This is a genomic window from Bartonella sp. AU55XJBT (assembly GCF_028618525.1).
The window spans coordinates 231,598-247,525 of sequence record NZ_JAQITC010000001.1; the positions used below are offsets into that span (position 1 = coordinate 231,598).

14 protein-coding genes, 1 tRNA gene and 1 pseudogene are annotated in these 15,928 nt (G+C 38.0%); 7 read left to right on the plus strand and 9 right to left on the minus strand.

All coding sequences use genetic code 11. The features are described 5' to 3' along the window. Window positions 1–8: 8 nt before the first annotated feature. From PVV70_RS00865 to PVV70_RS00880, 4 genes and pseudogenes are all read right to left on the minus strand, one after another. Complete coding sequence (locus PVV70_RS00865) at window positions 9–401, minus strand: MliC family protein (protein WP_273757532.1); 393 nt, start codon at window positions 399–401, stop codon at window positions 9–11. 18 nt (window positions 402–419) lie between these two features. Then, window positions 420–803 (minus strand): MliC family protein, encoded by a 384-nt coding sequence (locus tag PVV70_RS00870; protein ID WP_273757533.1) that lies wholly within the window; start codon window positions 801–803, stop codon window positions 420–422. Between the two features lie 406 nt (window positions 804–1,209). Beyond that, a complete protein-coding gene (aroB, locus tag PVV70_RS00875) occupies window positions 1,210–2,343 on the minus strand; it encodes a 3-dehydroquinate synthase (protein WP_273757534.1) in 1,134 nt (377 codons plus the stop codon). Further along, a pseudogene (locus PVV70_RS00880) lies at window positions 2,324–2,951 on the minus strand (shikimate kinase); the annotation flags it as partial. The pseudogene PVV70_RS00880 and the gene aroB, both read right to left, overlap by 20 nt. A gap of 253 nt (window positions 2,952–3,204) precedes the next feature. On the opposite strand from PVV70_RS00880, the gene PVV70_RS00885 reads away from it, so the two are divergent. The 3 genes from PVV70_RS00885 to PVV70_RS00895 all read left to right on the plus strand — a co-directional run bounded on the left by PVV70_RS00885 (window position 3,205) and on the right by PVV70_RS00895 (window position 5,969). After that, complete coding sequence (locus PVV70_RS00885; RefSeq protein ID WP_273757536.1) at window positions 3,205–4,131, plus strand: site-specific tyrosine recombinase XerD; 927 nt, start codon at window positions 3,205–3,207, stop codon at window positions 4,129–4,131. 91 nt (window positions 4,132–4,222) lie between these two features. Next, window positions 4,223–5,179, plus strand: a complete 957-nt coding sequence (locus PVV70_RS00890) for an acetyl-CoA carboxylase carboxyltransferase subunit alpha (protein WP_273757604.1) — start codon at window positions 4,223–4,225, stop codon at window positions 5,177–5,179. Between the two features lie 40 nt (window positions 5,180–5,219). Beyond that, window positions 5,220–5,969 carry a murein L,D-transpeptidase family protein gene (locus tag PVV70_RS00895; RefSeq protein WP_273757538.1) on the plus strand — a complete coding sequence of 250 codons (750 nt, stop codon included), beginning with the start codon at window positions 5,220–5,222 and terminating at the stop codon, window positions 5,967–5,969. A gap of 848 nt (window positions 5,970–6,817) precedes the next feature. Here PVV70_RS00895 and PVV70_RS00900 read toward each other — a convergent pair. From PVV70_RS00900 to PVV70_RS00910, 3 genes are all read right to left on the minus strand, one after another. Beyond that, window positions 6,818–7,879 (minus strand): GTP-binding protein, encoded by a 1,062-nt coding sequence (locus PVV70_RS00900; RefSeq protein ID WP_273757539.1) that lies wholly within the window; start codon window positions 7,877–7,879, stop codon window positions 6,818–6,820. A 391-nt stretch (window positions 7,880–8,270) separates the two neighbouring features. Next, window positions 8,271–9,362, minus strand: coding sequence for a D-alanyl-D-alanine carboxypeptidase family protein (locus PVV70_RS00905; RefSeq protein ID WP_273757540.1), 1,092 nt, complete (start codon window positions 9,360–9,362; stop codon window positions 8,271–8,273). 347 nt (window positions 9,363–9,709) lie between these two features. Further along, complete coding sequence (locus PVV70_RS00910) at window positions 9,710–10,516, minus strand: 1-acyl-sn-glycerol-3-phosphate acyltransferase (RefSeq protein ID WP_273757541.1); 807 nt, start codon at window positions 10,514–10,516, stop codon at window positions 9,710–9,712. A gap of 127 nt (window positions 10,517–10,643) precedes the next feature. Here PVV70_RS00910 and thiD point away from each other — a divergent pair, with 127 nt between their 5' ends. After that, a complete protein-coding gene (gene thiD / locus PVV70_RS00915) occupies window positions 10,644–11,498 on the plus strand; it encodes a bifunctional hydroxymethylpyrimidine kinase/phosphomethylpyrimidine kinase (protein WP_273757542.1) in 855 nt (284 codons plus the stop codon). Between the two features lie 402 nt (window positions 11,499–11,900). Here the strand turns inward: thiD and PVV70_RS00920 are convergent, their stop codons facing one another. Beyond that, window positions 11,901–12,710, minus strand: coding sequence for a GNAT family N-acetyltransferase (locus tag PVV70_RS00920; protein WP_273757544.1), 810 nt, complete (start codon window positions 12,708–12,710; stop codon window positions 11,901–11,903). A 231-nt stretch (window positions 12,711–12,941) separates the two neighbouring features. Further along, window positions 12,942–13,016, minus strand: a tRNA-Gly gene (locus tag PVV70_RS00925). A gap of 186 nt (window positions 13,017–13,202) precedes the next feature. Here PVV70_RS00925 and PVV70_RS00930 point away from each other — a divergent pair. The 3 genes from PVV70_RS00930 (at window position 13,203) to PVV70_RS00940 (ending at window position 15,927) form a co-directional block, all read left to right on the plus strand. After that, window positions 13,203–14,180 (plus strand): ABC transporter substrate-binding protein, encoded by a 978-nt coding sequence (locus tag PVV70_RS00930; RefSeq protein WP_273757545.1) that lies wholly within the window; start codon window positions 13,203–13,205, stop codon window positions 14,178–14,180. A gap of 63 nt (window positions 14,181–14,243) precedes the next feature. After that, window positions 14,244–15,140, plus strand: a complete 897-nt coding sequence (locus PVV70_RS00935) for an ABC transporter permease (protein WP_273757546.1) — start codon at window positions 14,244–14,246, stop codon at window positions 15,138–15,140. After that, window positions 15,133–15,927, plus strand: coding sequence for an ABC transporter ATP-binding protein (locus tag PVV70_RS00940; RefSeq protein WP_273757547.1), 795 nt, complete (start codon window positions 15,133–15,135; stop codon window positions 15,925–15,927). The genes PVV70_RS00935 and PVV70_RS00940 overlap by 8 nt, the downstream gene beginning before the upstream one ends. The last annotated feature ends 1 nt before the right edge of the window (window position 15,928 follow it).

Genomic DNA, 15,928 nt, shown 5'->3' on the forward strand with positions numbered 1-15,928 from the left:
AAGGTTTTTTATTCTGTTTTTTGTTCTTCTACACATTGAATAAGATTTTTTTCTTCTGGATCATTAATGAGATCAGAAAGTATGGCTTCGTTTCCTTTTGTCCACCATATATAGGGTCCTCCCATATATTTTGCTCCAGAAGCATTGATACTACGGGAAGCGATGATGCGCTTTCCTTGCCATTTGAAATCAGCAAGCGAAATGTTTCCAGCATTGAGATAGGTTACTTCAACACGCTCTTTACTTGTTCCTGTATCGCATTGATAGGTAGCGGATTCTGTTGTTGGCTCTGGATCATCTGGGACTTCAATAACTAAAGAGCCGGCAAAAGCATTGAGTGAACCGAATAGCGGTAGGCTTAAAGCAGCGAAAAATCCTACAATAAAAGCAATTTTTTTCATGAATATTTCCTCAGTTATTTAAAATAATAACAGTGATTCATCCTTACAGAGGATGGGGTTTTTTTCTTCTGGGTCTTTAAGAATATCATAAAGTGTTACTTCTTTATTTTTCTCCCACCAGATATAATGCTCCCCCACATATTTTGCTCCAGAAGCGGCAATAACATTTGCAGCAATAATACGATCGTCTTTCCATTTGAAATCAACCAATGAAATATCGTCAGCGTTGTGATAAGTTGCTTCAATGCGTTCTTTATTTGTTCCCATATCACATTGATAGGTTATGGTTTGCGTTTCTGGATTACCTGACACTTCAATGACTAAAGCAGCAGCTAAGCTACTGCTGACATTGAAAAATAATGAAAAGGAAAAAAATCCTAAAATTTGTAGAGTTTTTTTCATAATGCTTCCCTATATGAAAAGTAATTTGTCTTAATAAGATGGTGTCTACGGCAGGATTCGAACCTGCGACCCCAGGATTCATACCACTTCGGTTTTCACCGCCAACCTTATATCGGCTGTTTGTGGTCTGGACTGTCTCTTCACCTTGAAGCTTGCGCCTTTTAGGTGCTGCCCGTTCAGTCTCTACACCTTCCTCTCATGTGAAGAGAGGCTTGGCTCGGGATTGGCATATCGTTTTGCCCATGAAGCTTTCCCCGAATTTGAGCAGATCCACTTTAAGGATTTCTCCTAAAAGCGCCCAATTTCTTTAGGAATCCTGTGCTCTATCCTACTGAGCTACGCAGACATCATCATAGCTATTCCTTTAATAGAAGTATAAAAACGAATCAATTATATTCAATATGAATTAACGAATTTCTGTTAATTTTTGTTCCAAAAAGGATAAAACTGCATCTGGTGAAACATTTTTTGCAATAAATGATTGGCCAAGTCCGCGTGTCAAAATAAAAGTCAAATTATTTTGTGACACTTTTTTATCTTGAGCAAGGAGAGTCATTAATGTTTCAGCATCTGGTAGACGTCCTGGAATATCCTTTAATTGCGTAGGTAAACCTACAGCTTTAAGGTGTGTTTCGATGCGATGTAGGAGTGTGGGGTCACATAGATTCAGTTGTGCAGAGAATTGATGGGCGAGAATCATCCCAATTGCTACAGCTTCACCGTGAATTAAACGCTTGGAATCATAAGCGGTTGCTGTTTCAAGCATGTGTCCAAAGGTATGACCAAGATTTAAGAGTGCACGCTCTCTTGTTTCGTATTCGTCACGGGCGACTATGGCAGCTTTAAATTGGCATGAGCGAACAATGGCTTCTATTCTTATCGCGCCATTAGAAAAAATTTCTTGCCCGTTTTTTTCAAGCCATTCAAAGAAATCAGGCTGGTTAATGAGTCCATATTTAACCATTTCCGCATAACCTGCACGAAATTCACGTGGTGGGAGCGTATCAAGAACAGATGTATCAGCAATAACGCATTGCGGTTGATAAAAAGCACCAATAAGATTTTTACCATAACGGCTGTTGATGCCTGTTTTTCCACCAACAGAGGAATCAATTTGTGCAAGAAGCGTTGTGGGCATCTGAATGAAGTTCATTCCGCGGCGGATCATACTTGCTGCAAATCCTGCTAGATCTCCGATGACACCGCCACCAAAAGCAATCACACAGTCACCTCTTTCTAAGCGTGCGGCAAGAATTTGGTCTATGATAGTTTGCAAGGTTGAAAATGATTTTGATTGTTCTCCTGCTTCTACAATGATAGGGACAGTGTGGATTTTATTTTTTGTTAACTCTGCTTGTAATGGATCTAAATGGAGAGGTGCTACATTTGTATCGGTAACAATTGCTAAACGCGTTTGATGAAAATTTTTTTTCTGAAGAGAATGCTTAATTTGTAAAGCAGCTTGCGTAATAAGATCTGGACCAATGATGATATCGTAACAGTGCTTGTCTAATTTTATGGTGACGGTTTTGGCTTGCATGCTTATTCTTTCTATCGTTATTTTTTTGTATAGAGGTAATGTTGTAGAGATCGTATGACATTTTTTGCTACACTATAGGGGCTTTCTTTATGACTGTTAATTGTTACGTTTGCTTTTGCATAGAGAGGATAACGCTGTTCCATGAGTTTTTGCATCGTTTCTTTAGGATTTACTGTTTGAAGAAGTGGTCGTGTTGGACGCTTTGAAACACGTTGCATCAGGATATCAAGATCTGCTTTGAGCCAGATAGATATTCCATTTTGCTGAATAGCTTTTCGTGTATCTTGATTGATATAAGCACCGCCACCGGTTGCTAAGACAAGGGGACGTTTTTTTATCAGGTTGAGAATAACACGCTGCTCAAGGGAACGAAATTCCGCTTCACCATAGATTTTAAAGATTTCAGTGATAGATATTTGCGCTGCTTTTTCAATTTCTTGATCAGAATCATAAAAGGGTAAATCAAGCATGGTGGCCACACGTTTTCCGATAACTGATTTTCCTGCACCCATAAGACCAATAAACACAAGCACTTGATTATCGAGAGATGATAAGATTTGTCTTTTTATTTGTGACAGAGGCGGATGTTGGGGTCGATTACTTTTCATAGCTTATTTCGGCATTTATCTGCTTTAAAGTCAATTCCTGTTAATCTTTATAAGATAGAATAAGAGATAGAGTATTTTGGAAAGTTTATTATTTTATGCCAACACTAACCAGACTTTTGATGATTCTTTTCATTTTGCTTGCTATTCTTTTTAGTATAATGATCATTCTTGTCGTTTTTGTTGAACCTATAACTGTGGATATGTCTGTTGATGTCCCTTTGGATTCGCTAGTTCTTTCTTTGAGAATGAATCAATGAAAAGTAACATTGTGATAGAGCGTTTTCTTGAAATGATGAGTGCTGAACGAGGCGCTTCTGCCCATACGCTTGTGGCTTATCAGCATGATTTACAGTGGGCACAAGAGGAATTGTCTTCGCATTCTGTTTCACTCCTTTCAGCACAAAAGGAGGATCTCATTGGTCTTTTGTCGCTCATGCATACATTTGGTTTTGCTGCAACGTCACAAGCGCGCCGTTTATCAACATTGCGTCAATTCTATCAGTTTCTTTATGCAGAAGGATTAAGAGCAGATGATCCTTCCAATGATATTGATGCTCCTCGCCAAGGGCGTCCTTTGCCCAAAATTATCAGTGAAGATTCGGTGACAAAATTTCTTGATTTGGCGCAGTTGGAGGTTAATCAAGCAGATTATGGATCTAAGGATTATCTGCGCGCATTGCGTCTTCAGCTGTTGAGCGAAATGCTTTATGCAACAGGTTTACGCATTAGTGAGTTGGTGAGTCTGCCTGTGCAGGCTGTGCGAGGGAAAGCATACAGTATTTTGGTTCGCGGTAAGGGAAAAAAAGAACGAATGGTGCTGTTATCAAAAAAAGCCCATCAAATTCTTTTGCAGTGGTTGGATTTGCGTGATCAAGGGAAAGATGCGAAAAGCCTTTATCTTTTTCCGGCGCGTTCAGAAACAGGCTATATTGCGCGTCAAGTTGTTGCGAGGGAATTGAAAAATCTTGCTAAAAGGGCTGGGATAAAAAGTGAAAGCTTTTCTCCCCATGTGTTGCGCCATGCTTTTGCTAGCCATCTTTTGCAAAATGGTGCTGATTTGCGTGCCGTTCAACATTTGTTAGGTCATTCTGATATTTCTACCACTCAGATTTATACCCATGTGTTGGAAGAGGGACTTTATCGTCTCGTTAATGAGCATCATCCACTTGCCGATGCGTAAAAGGCTCGTTAAAGAATGAGGTGATGTTTTTGAAAAAGACTTTATAAAACAAATTATAAGTGTATAAGTGACACTGAATGAGTTGGTACAAATGTATAATTATCTTGATTTTGAAAAACCAGTTGCTGATCTCGATGGGAAAATTCTTGAATTAAAAAAAATTTCTCAGGAAAAAGGCGGTCTTGATATGAGTGACGAGATTGCGCGTCTTGAAGCACGTTCAAAAACGGCATTGCGCGATCTTTATAAAAAATTGTCACCGTGGCAAAAAACACAAGTTGCTCGTCATCCTGATCGTCCGCATTTTATGGACTATTCTAAGCGCCTATTGAGTGATGTGACACCTTTGGCTGGAGATCGAAAGTTTGCTGAAGATGAGGCTATTCAAGCTGGATTCGCACGCTTTAAGGGAGAAGCAGTTGCTTACATCGGTCAAGAGAAAGGTCACGATACGCAAACACGTTTGCGTTATAATTTTGGTTCTGCACGTCCAGAAGGATATCGTAAAGCTGTCCGTATTATGGAAATGGCTGACCGCTTTGGTTTGCCACTTCTTACTTTTGTCGATACGGCAGGTGCTTATCCTGGTGTGAGCGCTGAAGAACGTGGACAAGCAGAAGCAATTGCTCAATCAACAGCTGCAACTTTGCGTCTAAAGGTTCCTGTTGTATCCGTTGTGATTGGAGAAGGTGGTTCTGGGGGGGCGATAGCAATTGCCGCTGCCAATAAAGTGTATATGTTGGAACATGCGATTTACTCGGTTATTTCTCCAGAAGGAGCAGCTTCTATTTTATGGCGTGATCCAGCGCGTGCAAAAGATGCTGCAATGAATATGCGTATTACCGCTCAAGATTTGCTTCGCTTAAAGATTATTGATGGCATTATTTCAGAGCCTTTAGGAGGAGCGCATCGTGATAAAGAGATTGCCATTGATGAAACGGGTGAGATTATTTCAGAGGCTTTAAAAGCTATGGCTGGAAAAGATGGTGAAGTTCTCAAACAAGAGCGAAGGGAAAAGTATCTTCAAATTGGTCGGTCATTAACATAAGTTGTTTTTTATGAGGGGTGTTGGATTGGAGTTTTTTTCGATGACATTTAACAGATTCCTTACTGTGTGTGTGTTGTTTATAATGGGAATATTGACGGCCTGTGAGGGAAGATTGCCAGCTTCTATTCGTGCTAAAGTTGAGCAGCCTCTTCCGCAAGAAATCCAGAATAGAATGGCTTTGTATGATATTGATCCTTATGCACCAATTGTAATGCGCTTTTTCAAGGAAGAAAATGTTGCCGAAGTTTGGAAGCAATCTCGTTCCGGTCCTTTTATCTTGGTTGCTCGCTATGGTATTTGTAAATGGTCTGGTAAGCTTGGACCTAAATATAAAGAAGGGGATCTTCAGACACCTGAAGGTTTTTATACGATTACAGCAAACCAAATGAATCCTTACTCAAAATATTATCTTTCTTTTAATATAGGATTTCCTAACCTTTATGATCAGGAAAATGGTCGGACAGGAAGCAATCTTATGGTACATGGTTCTTGCTTTTCTGCTGGTTGTTATTCTATGAGTGATAAGAATATGGCTCAAATTTATGCGTTTGCACGGGATGCTTTTAAAGGAGGACAAAGAGCATTCCAGTTGCAGGCTTTTCCTTTCCGTATGACCAAGGATAATATGTTACGTCATAGCAATGATCCTCATTACCCATTTTGGGTTATGCTTAAGAAAGGTTATGATTTTTTTGAAGAAAATCGCCAACCTCCAACCGTTGAAGTGTATGGAAAACGTTATATTTTTAATCGCGATATTGATAAAACCTCAGTTTCCCTTATGCAGTGAGTGTTATTTTATCCTACTACATCGTGAAACACATTGCGTATGATGATGGCGATACAGGATATACAAAAACTTTACGCATGAAGTGTTTTGAGTGAGTAATCAATATGTTAAAGCGCCGAGTTTTTTCATAGAGCTTTATGTAAATAAATCAGCTGAAATGGGAGGAGCAAGAAGAATTGGTTCAGAAAAGTTAAGTTGTTCGCAGACCAATATGAGGAGTAATCTTGGTTTTTTAGTGGAGAGCCAATAAACATAAAATGCATCTCTCTTTTTATTCTTTTATGCTGTAGAATATTGTCTTATCGTGCTGGTCTATAAGATACATATATACATCTAAGAATACGTTATCACCTCTGTTGATTTTAGTTTTTTGTCTAAACTTAAGAGGTTTTGTTTCAATAAGCTAGGGAAATATAGAGTTAAGCAGAATATTTAAAACCAACAATTTATCTCATGGGATTTTGAAATGAATCACATGAAGTGGTTCGCAAAAGAAGTGTATTTTGAGAGAAAATAACCTGATTACAGATTGATGGACATTAAAAAATTTCATCATAACACTTTGATTTTATAATTATTCAGTTTGAATAGGAGCCTGAATGTCATAAGATCTTTTATCTGAAAATCTATTTATCTTGAATCAATCAAAATCATTCGCGTGCACGTTACAAGCGGAAAGCGCTGCATATGGATAAAATTGTACAATAAAAATGCCTCTAATGAATCGTCTCACGTGCCGAGAGCTACCAAACATTTGGGGGGCTGGCAAAATCTATGGAGAAGCTGTTTTGCTTCTTTAAAAGCGTAAAGAGGTTATGGCTCAATGCATTTAACGTTATAAGGGAGAATTAAAATTTTATTCCTGGAATGATTAGAGGATTTTCTAAGAGAGCTGTTTTGTCTGCAGTATCTATGGCTGGTTTATTAAAAAAAGCATTGAGAAGTTTTTGTATCGCTTCTTTTTCAACACCATCGGCAATGATGACAAAACGTGTTTGTTTTATTCCTTTTGGCCATTCTGGCAATCTTATGGGGGGGTGGAAAAATGTTTGTACGCCATGTAGTACAAGGGGGCGATAAGGATCATCACGCAATGCGATAATTGCTTTAATACGGAGTAATTTTGCACCATAACGGTCTTGTAGGAGATCTAAAAAAGTTTCAATTGTGGCATAATCAACAAGATCTTCACAGTCTAGTGAAAAGGTACGAATGGTTTTATGGGGGGGGTGATCATGGAGAGCCGTCGTAAGATTTTGCTTAAGGTGTGTATTTTCTCCTGTTTCATTCCATAATGTGCGATTTATTAATAGATTTGAACAGAAATCTTCAGAGTGGACATCACTGATTTGTGCTGTAGGATTCATTCTTTTGAGTGTGTTAAGGAGCGTATTTGAAAGGGATTGTGGACCCGTAAGATCTGTTTTGGTGAGAATAATTTTATCAGCAAGAATTAATTGTTTATATATTTCAGGATAGCGCTCGCATATGGAAAGTGTGCTTAATGTATCAAATGTTGCAAGAACAGCATTTACGGACAGTGTTTGAATAAACAGTGGGTGGCTTAAAAGTATTTGTAAAATAGGGGCGGGATCAGCCATCCCTGTTGTTTCAATAATAATGTGATTGAGTTGTTTGATCTGTCCTGTCTGGATGCGATTGATTAAATCTATTAATGTATCAATGAGATCACTGCGTAAATTGCAGCATAAGCAACCATTGGCAAGCTCAATAATTCCTTCTGTTGTCTTTTCAACCAGAAGGTGGTCTATACCGATTTCACCGAATTCATTGATGATAACAGCACATTCCGTTAAGAGAGGGTCTTGTAGCATACGGTTGAGCAAAGTTGTTTTGCCAGAGCCTAAAAAACCAGTAATAAGCGTGAGAGGAATGCGCTTTATTTTCATTTTAATCATCAACCATGGTTTTATTTTAAAGAAACATACCTTATGACGTCAACTCCATTTATAATGGGGCGTGAGGGGTATGTGATGGATAGTTGCCTACGAAATTCATTTTATCACTACTTTTAAGTTTATAAAGGTGAATGCGGGTGCAATCATGTTACTTTTTAGTGCTCATGTTTATGATAATTCTTTGCACTTGAAAGGTCTTATAGGAAGAGTTTTAATTCCTTACTTTGATTATTTTATCTATTATGCTCATCCACCTTGTGAACTGAAAGAGACTGATTTTAATTGATTCAATAGCGATGGATTTGAAATGAGAGAATTTTACGATATTTGTAGTTTTGGAAAAATGGGGCAAAATAATTAATCATAAATTGTGAATTGTGGCTTACGGCTTTTTTATAGAATAGTTTGCACGTCTTTTATATGGACTATGGGGTTTTTTTAGTGGTTTTACTGTTATTTTAGGCGTCTGTGGACTACGAATGAGATGTACTACTAAAGGATGAGAAAAAGAAGGTGGAGCAGTGATAAAAGGTGAGGTGAGAATAATATTTCCTTGATCATCATATGAATTGGCATGCATTTTTATGGCTTCAGGCGTGCATGTTTGTTGTCTCATATTGTTGGATTGCGTTATGTTGCTCCCATAAGGTTTTAATGTTGCGAGTGTTAATTGGGGGCTTCCTTGATGCAAAAAACCTATTTCAAGAAGTTGTGCTGCTTTTTCTTCCCTTTCACTGATGTTGTTTGCCCCTAGAATGACAGCAATAATTGTACGTTTATTGCGGGTGGCTGAGGCAACAAGATTAAAACCAGAGGCGCAAATAAAGCCTGTTTTCATACCGTCTATTCCATAAAAACGACCAATGAGGTTGTTTGAGTTATGCTGGATTTTTCGGTTATTACCAAAATCAATGGCTGGAATAGAAAAATAATGAGCATATTGTGGAAACTCCCGACGTATTTGGACAGCTAAAAGAGCAATATCACGTGCGGTGGAATAGTTTTGAGGATCTGGTAAACCACTTGCGTTTGCAAAATGGGTGCCAAACATGCCTAAACGTTTAGCTTCACTATTCATTTTATGTACAAAAGCTTTCTGTGAACCAGCAACGGCTTCACTCATGGCAATGGCCAAATCATTGGTTGATTTAACCATGGTGATACTTAAGGCCGTATCAAGTGTGAGAACAGAACCAGCTTTATAACCTGAACGATACGCGGGAGCTTTTGCTGCGTATTCGCTGATGGTGATAGGTTTGTTGGGGGAAACTTCCCCTCGGCTCATGGCGCGAAAAATAACATAAGCAGTCATTAATTTTGTTAAGGAAGCTGGATACCACCGCTCAAAAGCTTGATTATGTTTTAAGATATGTCCCGTTGTAACATCAACAGAAATAAAAGGCTGTGCTAAAGCAAAAGTGCTCGACAAACTCAAAATGAAATAAAAAAATAAATTGTAGAAGAGACGTTGCATGAATTTAAATCCAGTTCCTTCTCATTCGTTATTTAGAATTGTTTTAATGTAGCACACAAAGCTTTTAAGTCTAGGATAGAGAGGAAAGATGGTTAATTGCTATATTAACGTGGATAAAAACCAACACTCATTTTATTTTCCCCTTGAATTTTGTTTGATGATTGAAGTCTCTCAAGAAATACTTTTTAAATAATGAAGATTTTAAAAAATTTCAGGTTCTTGAAGAGATTGATGTTTTTTAGGAAGGAACAAGCTCGTATAACCATACATTTTGCCTGTTATTTTATTATATAAATATTGGTTTGTAATGATTATTCACTGTTTTTCATAATGATGCCTTTTATCAATCAAAATAGTGTTTCATGATGCTTCAGTTTTTGAAGTTTCTGAACAGCAGATGGTGGCATAGGAGGAGGAGTAGAATCTTGAGCGGCTAAAAGAAGTAGTTCATCACAGGCTTCTTCAGTTTTTTGGATCAGTTGATTTAGAAAATCACGTTTGCTTAAACCTGCTTCTATCGGGGGGAGAATACGAACACGAATTGTTCCGGGATAGCGACGGAAATTACCTCGTGGCCAATATAAACCCGCATTGTGTGCAATAGGGACAACTTGAAGTCCTAATTCATTATAGAGTGCGACAATTCCTGACTTATAATCTGGTTCTTGACCAGGTTGTCGGCGTGTTCCTTCGGGAAAAATAAGGATTTGGCGTCCTTGTTTTACTTTCTCTTTTGCTTTTTGTATAATTATTTTTAAGGCTTTGATGGGCGTTGTGCGGTTAATGGGGATAATTTGTGTTTTTGCCATATACCAGCCAAACAAGGGAATCCACATCAATTCACGTTTTAAAATGAGAGTGGGATCATCAAAATAGGGAACAAGGCTAAAAGTTTCCCATGCAGATTGATGTTTTGGAGCAATGATATAGGCCCCTTGTGGGAGATTTTCTAATCCTTCAATTTCATAACGTGTGCCTGCGATGTATTTTTGCAAAAAGAGTGTAACGCGCGCCCATGTTTTAGGAACAATCCACGCTTTTTTTCGGGGCATGAGAAAATAAATGGGAGCGTAAAGAATCATTTGTATGAAAGTTGTGGTATAAAAAGCGAATGTAAAAAGAATAGAACGAAGGATAAGCACTATATTTTCCATTTTATATCTATAAGAAAACTTCATATAATATAATTCACATGAGAAAACATCTTCTTTATGTTTTTTCAAGCATCTATTTTTTAGCTAATTCATTTTCTGATATTTAAAAACAGAAGGAAAGAGGTTGATGGAATTAGAAAAAGATGAATTTTTTATTCCACGGATTTTATCTATTGCGGGAACAGATCCTTCTGGTGGCGCTGGAATGCAGGCGGATTTGAAGGTTTTTTCAGCTATGAAAACTTATGGTATGAGTGTGGTTACAGCTGTTGTTGCACAAAATACTCAGGGTGTGCGTTCTTTTCAGGCATTAGATGCTTCTTTTGTTGCAGATCAGATTGATTCTGTTTTTGAGGATATCCACGTTGATGCCGTTAAAATTGGTATGGTTGCAAATGCTCAAATTGCACAGGTTATTGCAGAACGTCTTGCTTATCATAAAGTGCGTTTCATTGTTTTTGACCCAGTTATGGTTGCAAAAAGCGGTGATGTTCTTTTAAAGTCTGATGCCATTGAAATTATGCGTGATGTTCTTGTACCGATGTCAACTTTGATCACGCCAAATTTGCCTGAAGCTGCACTGTTATTGGGATGTGAAGTACAATGGTCTTTAGAAACTATGTATCAATATGCTCCACGATTGTTGGCATTAGGGTGTCATGCGGTTTTGTTAAAAGGCGGACATTTGAATACGCTTACCAGAAGTAGTACAGAAAATTACGATTGCTCTAGTCCAGATCTTTATTGTGATCATGAAAATCTGGTTATGCTTGAAGCTTCTCGTCTTTCAACCACGCATGATCACGGGACAGGGTGTACCATTTCTGCTGCCATTGCAGCTTTATTGCCTACACAACCTTTAGACTGCGCTGTGAAACAAGCAAAGAACTATTTACATGGCGCTTTAACGGCTTCAAATGCTTTAAAAGTAGGGAAAGGACGAGGTCCACTTCACCATTTTTATGCATTGTGGAAAGATTGAGACAACAATTTATTGTAAAAAATTTTCACTCTATGAATTTTTTTCGTCATTATATGCCATTTGGGACTTATCACGGATAAATGTTAGCACATTGTCGCTTAACAGTTGTTTTGTATTTAAAAAAATGAGAGAGAAAAAAGTTATAATTTATTGCTTTTATATATATTTTTATAATTAATATATTCTATTCAGAAGCAATTTTAAGTGAAAAAATAGAAAGCCAAGAGACTCTTATAAGTCAAAATTTGATGGTAAAAAGGATAGAGGGAAAGACTTTTTACAAAGCGATATTAAAGCTCGTTCATCCCATCATATTCGCTGTTGATCGATTGGTTGGTTATATTTGCGTTCTGCTGAAAATAATAAATTTTCTTAAATGAAGAGGAAAAAAAGAGTTTTTCGCTAAATGACCATGTGTTTATTGGAATAAACTTTAAATTCACCAAAATTTATAAAACCCAATTTTTTATAAATTCTAATTCCCTCGTGAGATGCTTGCAGACCAATAACATGACATTTCTTTCTTTTTAAATGCTTAATAGCAATTTTTGTTATGAATGTCCCAATACCTCTTTTCTGAAAATCTGGATTGGTTACAATATCATACACTCCACCAATGCCATCCGCTTTTATACAAAAACATATCGCTACAGGATTGTTATTTATATAACCAACGAACAGATCTACATTAGGATCTTTTTTATAAAAGCCTCCTATCGTTTCATAAAATATGACCGCCTCTTTATCAAAAGGCTCGAAGACTGATGCCATAACATTTCCATAATCTCTAAAATTTTGAAGTGATTCAACTTCTTTTATTTTGAAGTTATCTGGCGTAGAAGTCAGATGTGAATCTATATCTTGCGCTAAAGCCGCCATTCCTACCTCTGTTTCAACATGCTCTAAGCCAATCGATAAAAGAATTTCATCAACGTTGTAATGAGACGAATGAGGTCCAACCCACCAAGCCAAAGGGAGTTTTTGTGCATTAAAGGAATCAATTATGGATTTTGCTTGGTTTGCAGGTATCGTTTCTTGTAAATTTTTAGCAGAGATAATGTTGAATGTGTTTGAAGAAAATGTTGAATGAATCGAAGATACACCATTTGAAAGATCAATAACCTGCATTTGGGGACATAATTTTGGTAAAAAACGGACCTTTGAACAAAAATTATTTTCTAATGATAAGTTAATTTTTGTTTTGTTTAACATTTGTTTTCCTTACCATTTCTCATTGATCTTTTAATACTGAGGGCCGTAAAAATTCGTTAATTCAAAGGTGATCCCAAATTCTTTTACATAAGTTTTTATAACATGAAGGGTCGCAAAAGATCTGCCGCCAATATTAGAAAAAAATTACCCTCGCGATGGCAAGGAGACAATGCAAAATACTGTTGGGCAAAATACTGTTGGGCAACAAGCTACAATAAATCAAACTTCAAATGGAGCGGGCGATGGGATTCGAACCCACGACCCCAACCTTGGCAAGGTTGTGCTCTACCCCTGAGCTACACCCGCTCACCGATTCGATATATACTTTGCCTGTATGGCGTAGGCTTCTATGAATTGCAACAAAAAAATATCATCTCAGTTTGATTTATTTTGTCTATGTTTCGATAAAATGAAATAAAGATTGATTTTAGAAAATTTTTCAGTAATGAATTGTTCCTTTTTTAATTTTTGCATGGAGAGGGGTGGAGTATAATGTTGAAGAGAATAAATATATTAGGGATTGTCATCGCAGCTGTTTTTATGATGAACAGCGTTGCAAAAGCCGATGACCAAGTTAAACACGTTAAAGTTGCTTTAACACAAATTATGATCCATCCTGCAGCGGATGCTGTGCGTAAAGGGGTGGAAGATGTTCTTGCAGAAAATGGTTATAAGCAAGGTGAGAATTTTCAACTGACTTTTTTATCAGCACAGGGCAATATTTCAACAGCAACGCAAATTGCACGTAAATTTGTTGGTGATAATCCCGATGTTATTGTAGCGATTACCACGCCTTCAGCACAAACAATGCTTGCGGCAACAAAAACAATACCTATCGTCTTTGCAGCGATTTCTGATCCTATCGGAGCTAGAATCGTTTCTTCGCTGACCAAGCCTGGCGGCAATATGACGGGGAGTTCTGATCGTATCGATGTTGCTGAAAGTGTTAAACTTTTGCAAGAAGTAAAACCAGATTTGAAAAAAATTGGTTATCTTTATAATGCTTCTGAGGCAAATTCTGTTTCAACCCTTAAGACCTTAAAGGATGTCGCAAAAAAAGCTGGAATTGAAATCATTCCTTCATCGGCACCAAAACCTTCAGATGTTCAGGCAGCAACACGCGCTTTAATCGGGAAGGTCGATGTTATTTTTGTTCCTGCTGATAACACGATTCTGTCTGTTTTAGAGGGCGCAATAAAGGTCACACAGGAAGCCAATATGCCTGTGTTTACTGTTGATGCGAATACGATAGGACGTGGCCCTTTTATGACGCAAGGTGTGAATTTCTACGATGTTGGGGTTGATGCTGGGAAGTTGGTTGTGCGTATTCTAAAGGGTGAAAAGCCTGGTGATATTGATGTTGTGCAGGCAGCTAATAATGACATTCGAATTGATCTGAAAGCAGCAAAAAAGGCAGGAATCGTTATCCCGCAGACTGTTATTGTCCGCGCAACAAAAGTGATTCAATAACTTTTGTTGAGAGAGTATTGATACAATAAAAGTACGTTAAGTTTTCATGGGGATTGTCTTTACATGAATATATTTGCCTTTTCTGGCGCTGTGGAATTAGGTCTTATTTATGCGTTTGTGGCTATAGGGGTTTATCTCTCATTTCGCGTTTTGGACTTTCCGGATTTGACAGTTGATGGCTCATTTCTTCTTGGGTCCTGCGTTTGTGGCGTCTTGATTCTTTTAGGTTTTAATGCATGGACAGCTATGGCATGCGCTTTTTGTGCAGGTATGGCTGCTGGCTTATTAACAGCCATGTTAAATTTGCGTTTTGGCATTTTGAATCTTTTGGCTTCTATTTTAACGATGTCGGCGCTCTATACGGTTAACCTTCGTATTATGGGAATTATGGGAGGGTCTAATGTTAATTTAGCGCTTGCTGATACAGCCTTAACACCTTTTTATAATCTGTTTGGGTTGTCCGATATCTTTGTGCGCCCTCTTTTTGTTGGTACTGTATTGCTGGTTGTGGCATTTTTTATTTGGCGCTTTTTGGAAAGTGAAATAGGTCTTGCTATGCGTGCAATGGGCGCTAATCCACGCATGGCGACGGCGCAAGGGGTTCATACATCTGCATTGATTTATTTTGGTATGGGGCTTTCAAATGCCTGTGTTGCACTTGGTGGCTCTCTTTATATTCAAACTGCAATTGCAACGGATATTACCGGTGGAATTGGTACAATTGTTTTTGGATTGGCTGCTGTGATTATTGGCGAAACTCTCTTTCGTACGCGCAATATTTTTTGGATTATAGTCAGTTGTATTGTGGGGTCTGTGTTGTATCGTGTGGCGGTGCAATTTGCATTTGAAGCCAATGGAATTGGTATTGATACGTCGACAGATCTTCAGTTGATTACTTCACTGTTGGTTGTGTTAACTCTTATTGTGCCACGCTATTGGAGGAGGCATAAACGTGATTGAGTTGTTTCATGTTGGGGTAACATTTAAACCGCAAACACCTTTGGAAAAACAGGCGTTAATTGATATTAACCTCAAAATTGATCAGGGTAGCTTTGTTACGGTTATCGGTTCGAATGGTGCCGGTAAATCAACATTGCTCAGTGTTTTGGCGGGGGAAATGCTTCCCTCGACAGGAAAAGTGGTTATCAATGGACAAAATGTTTCTAGGCAATCAGTCAGCGAACGTGCTGGAAAGGTGGCATGTGTTTTTCAAGATTCGTTAAAGGGAAGTTGTGGTTCTTTAACAATTGAAGAAAATTTGGCTCTTGCTGCTCTTCGAGGAAATCGCCGTAGTTTGCGTTCAGCTTTAAACCATGAAAAAAGACAATTTTTTCGAGAGAAAATTGCTCAATTAGGCATTGGTCTTGAAGCCTATATTCAAAATCCTATGGATAGTTTATCTGGTGGACAACGCCAAGCCGTTTGTCTTGTGATGGCAACGTTAGCACATGCAGATGTTTTATTGCTGGATGAACATACCTCAGCACTTGATCCTGGAATGGCTGATTTTGTGATGCGGTTGACGGAAAAAATCGTTGAAGAGAAAAAATTAACGACTATTATGGTCACCCATTCTATGCGTCAGGCTCTTGATTATGGCGATCGCACATTGATGTTGCATGGTGGAAAAGTGATTTTGGATGTCTGTCATGAAGAGCGTAAGGGCTTGGATGTTAGTGATTTAATTCACATGTTTCAGAAAGTTCGCGGGGAAGTTCTTGATAATGATGAACTGTTAATGGATTAAG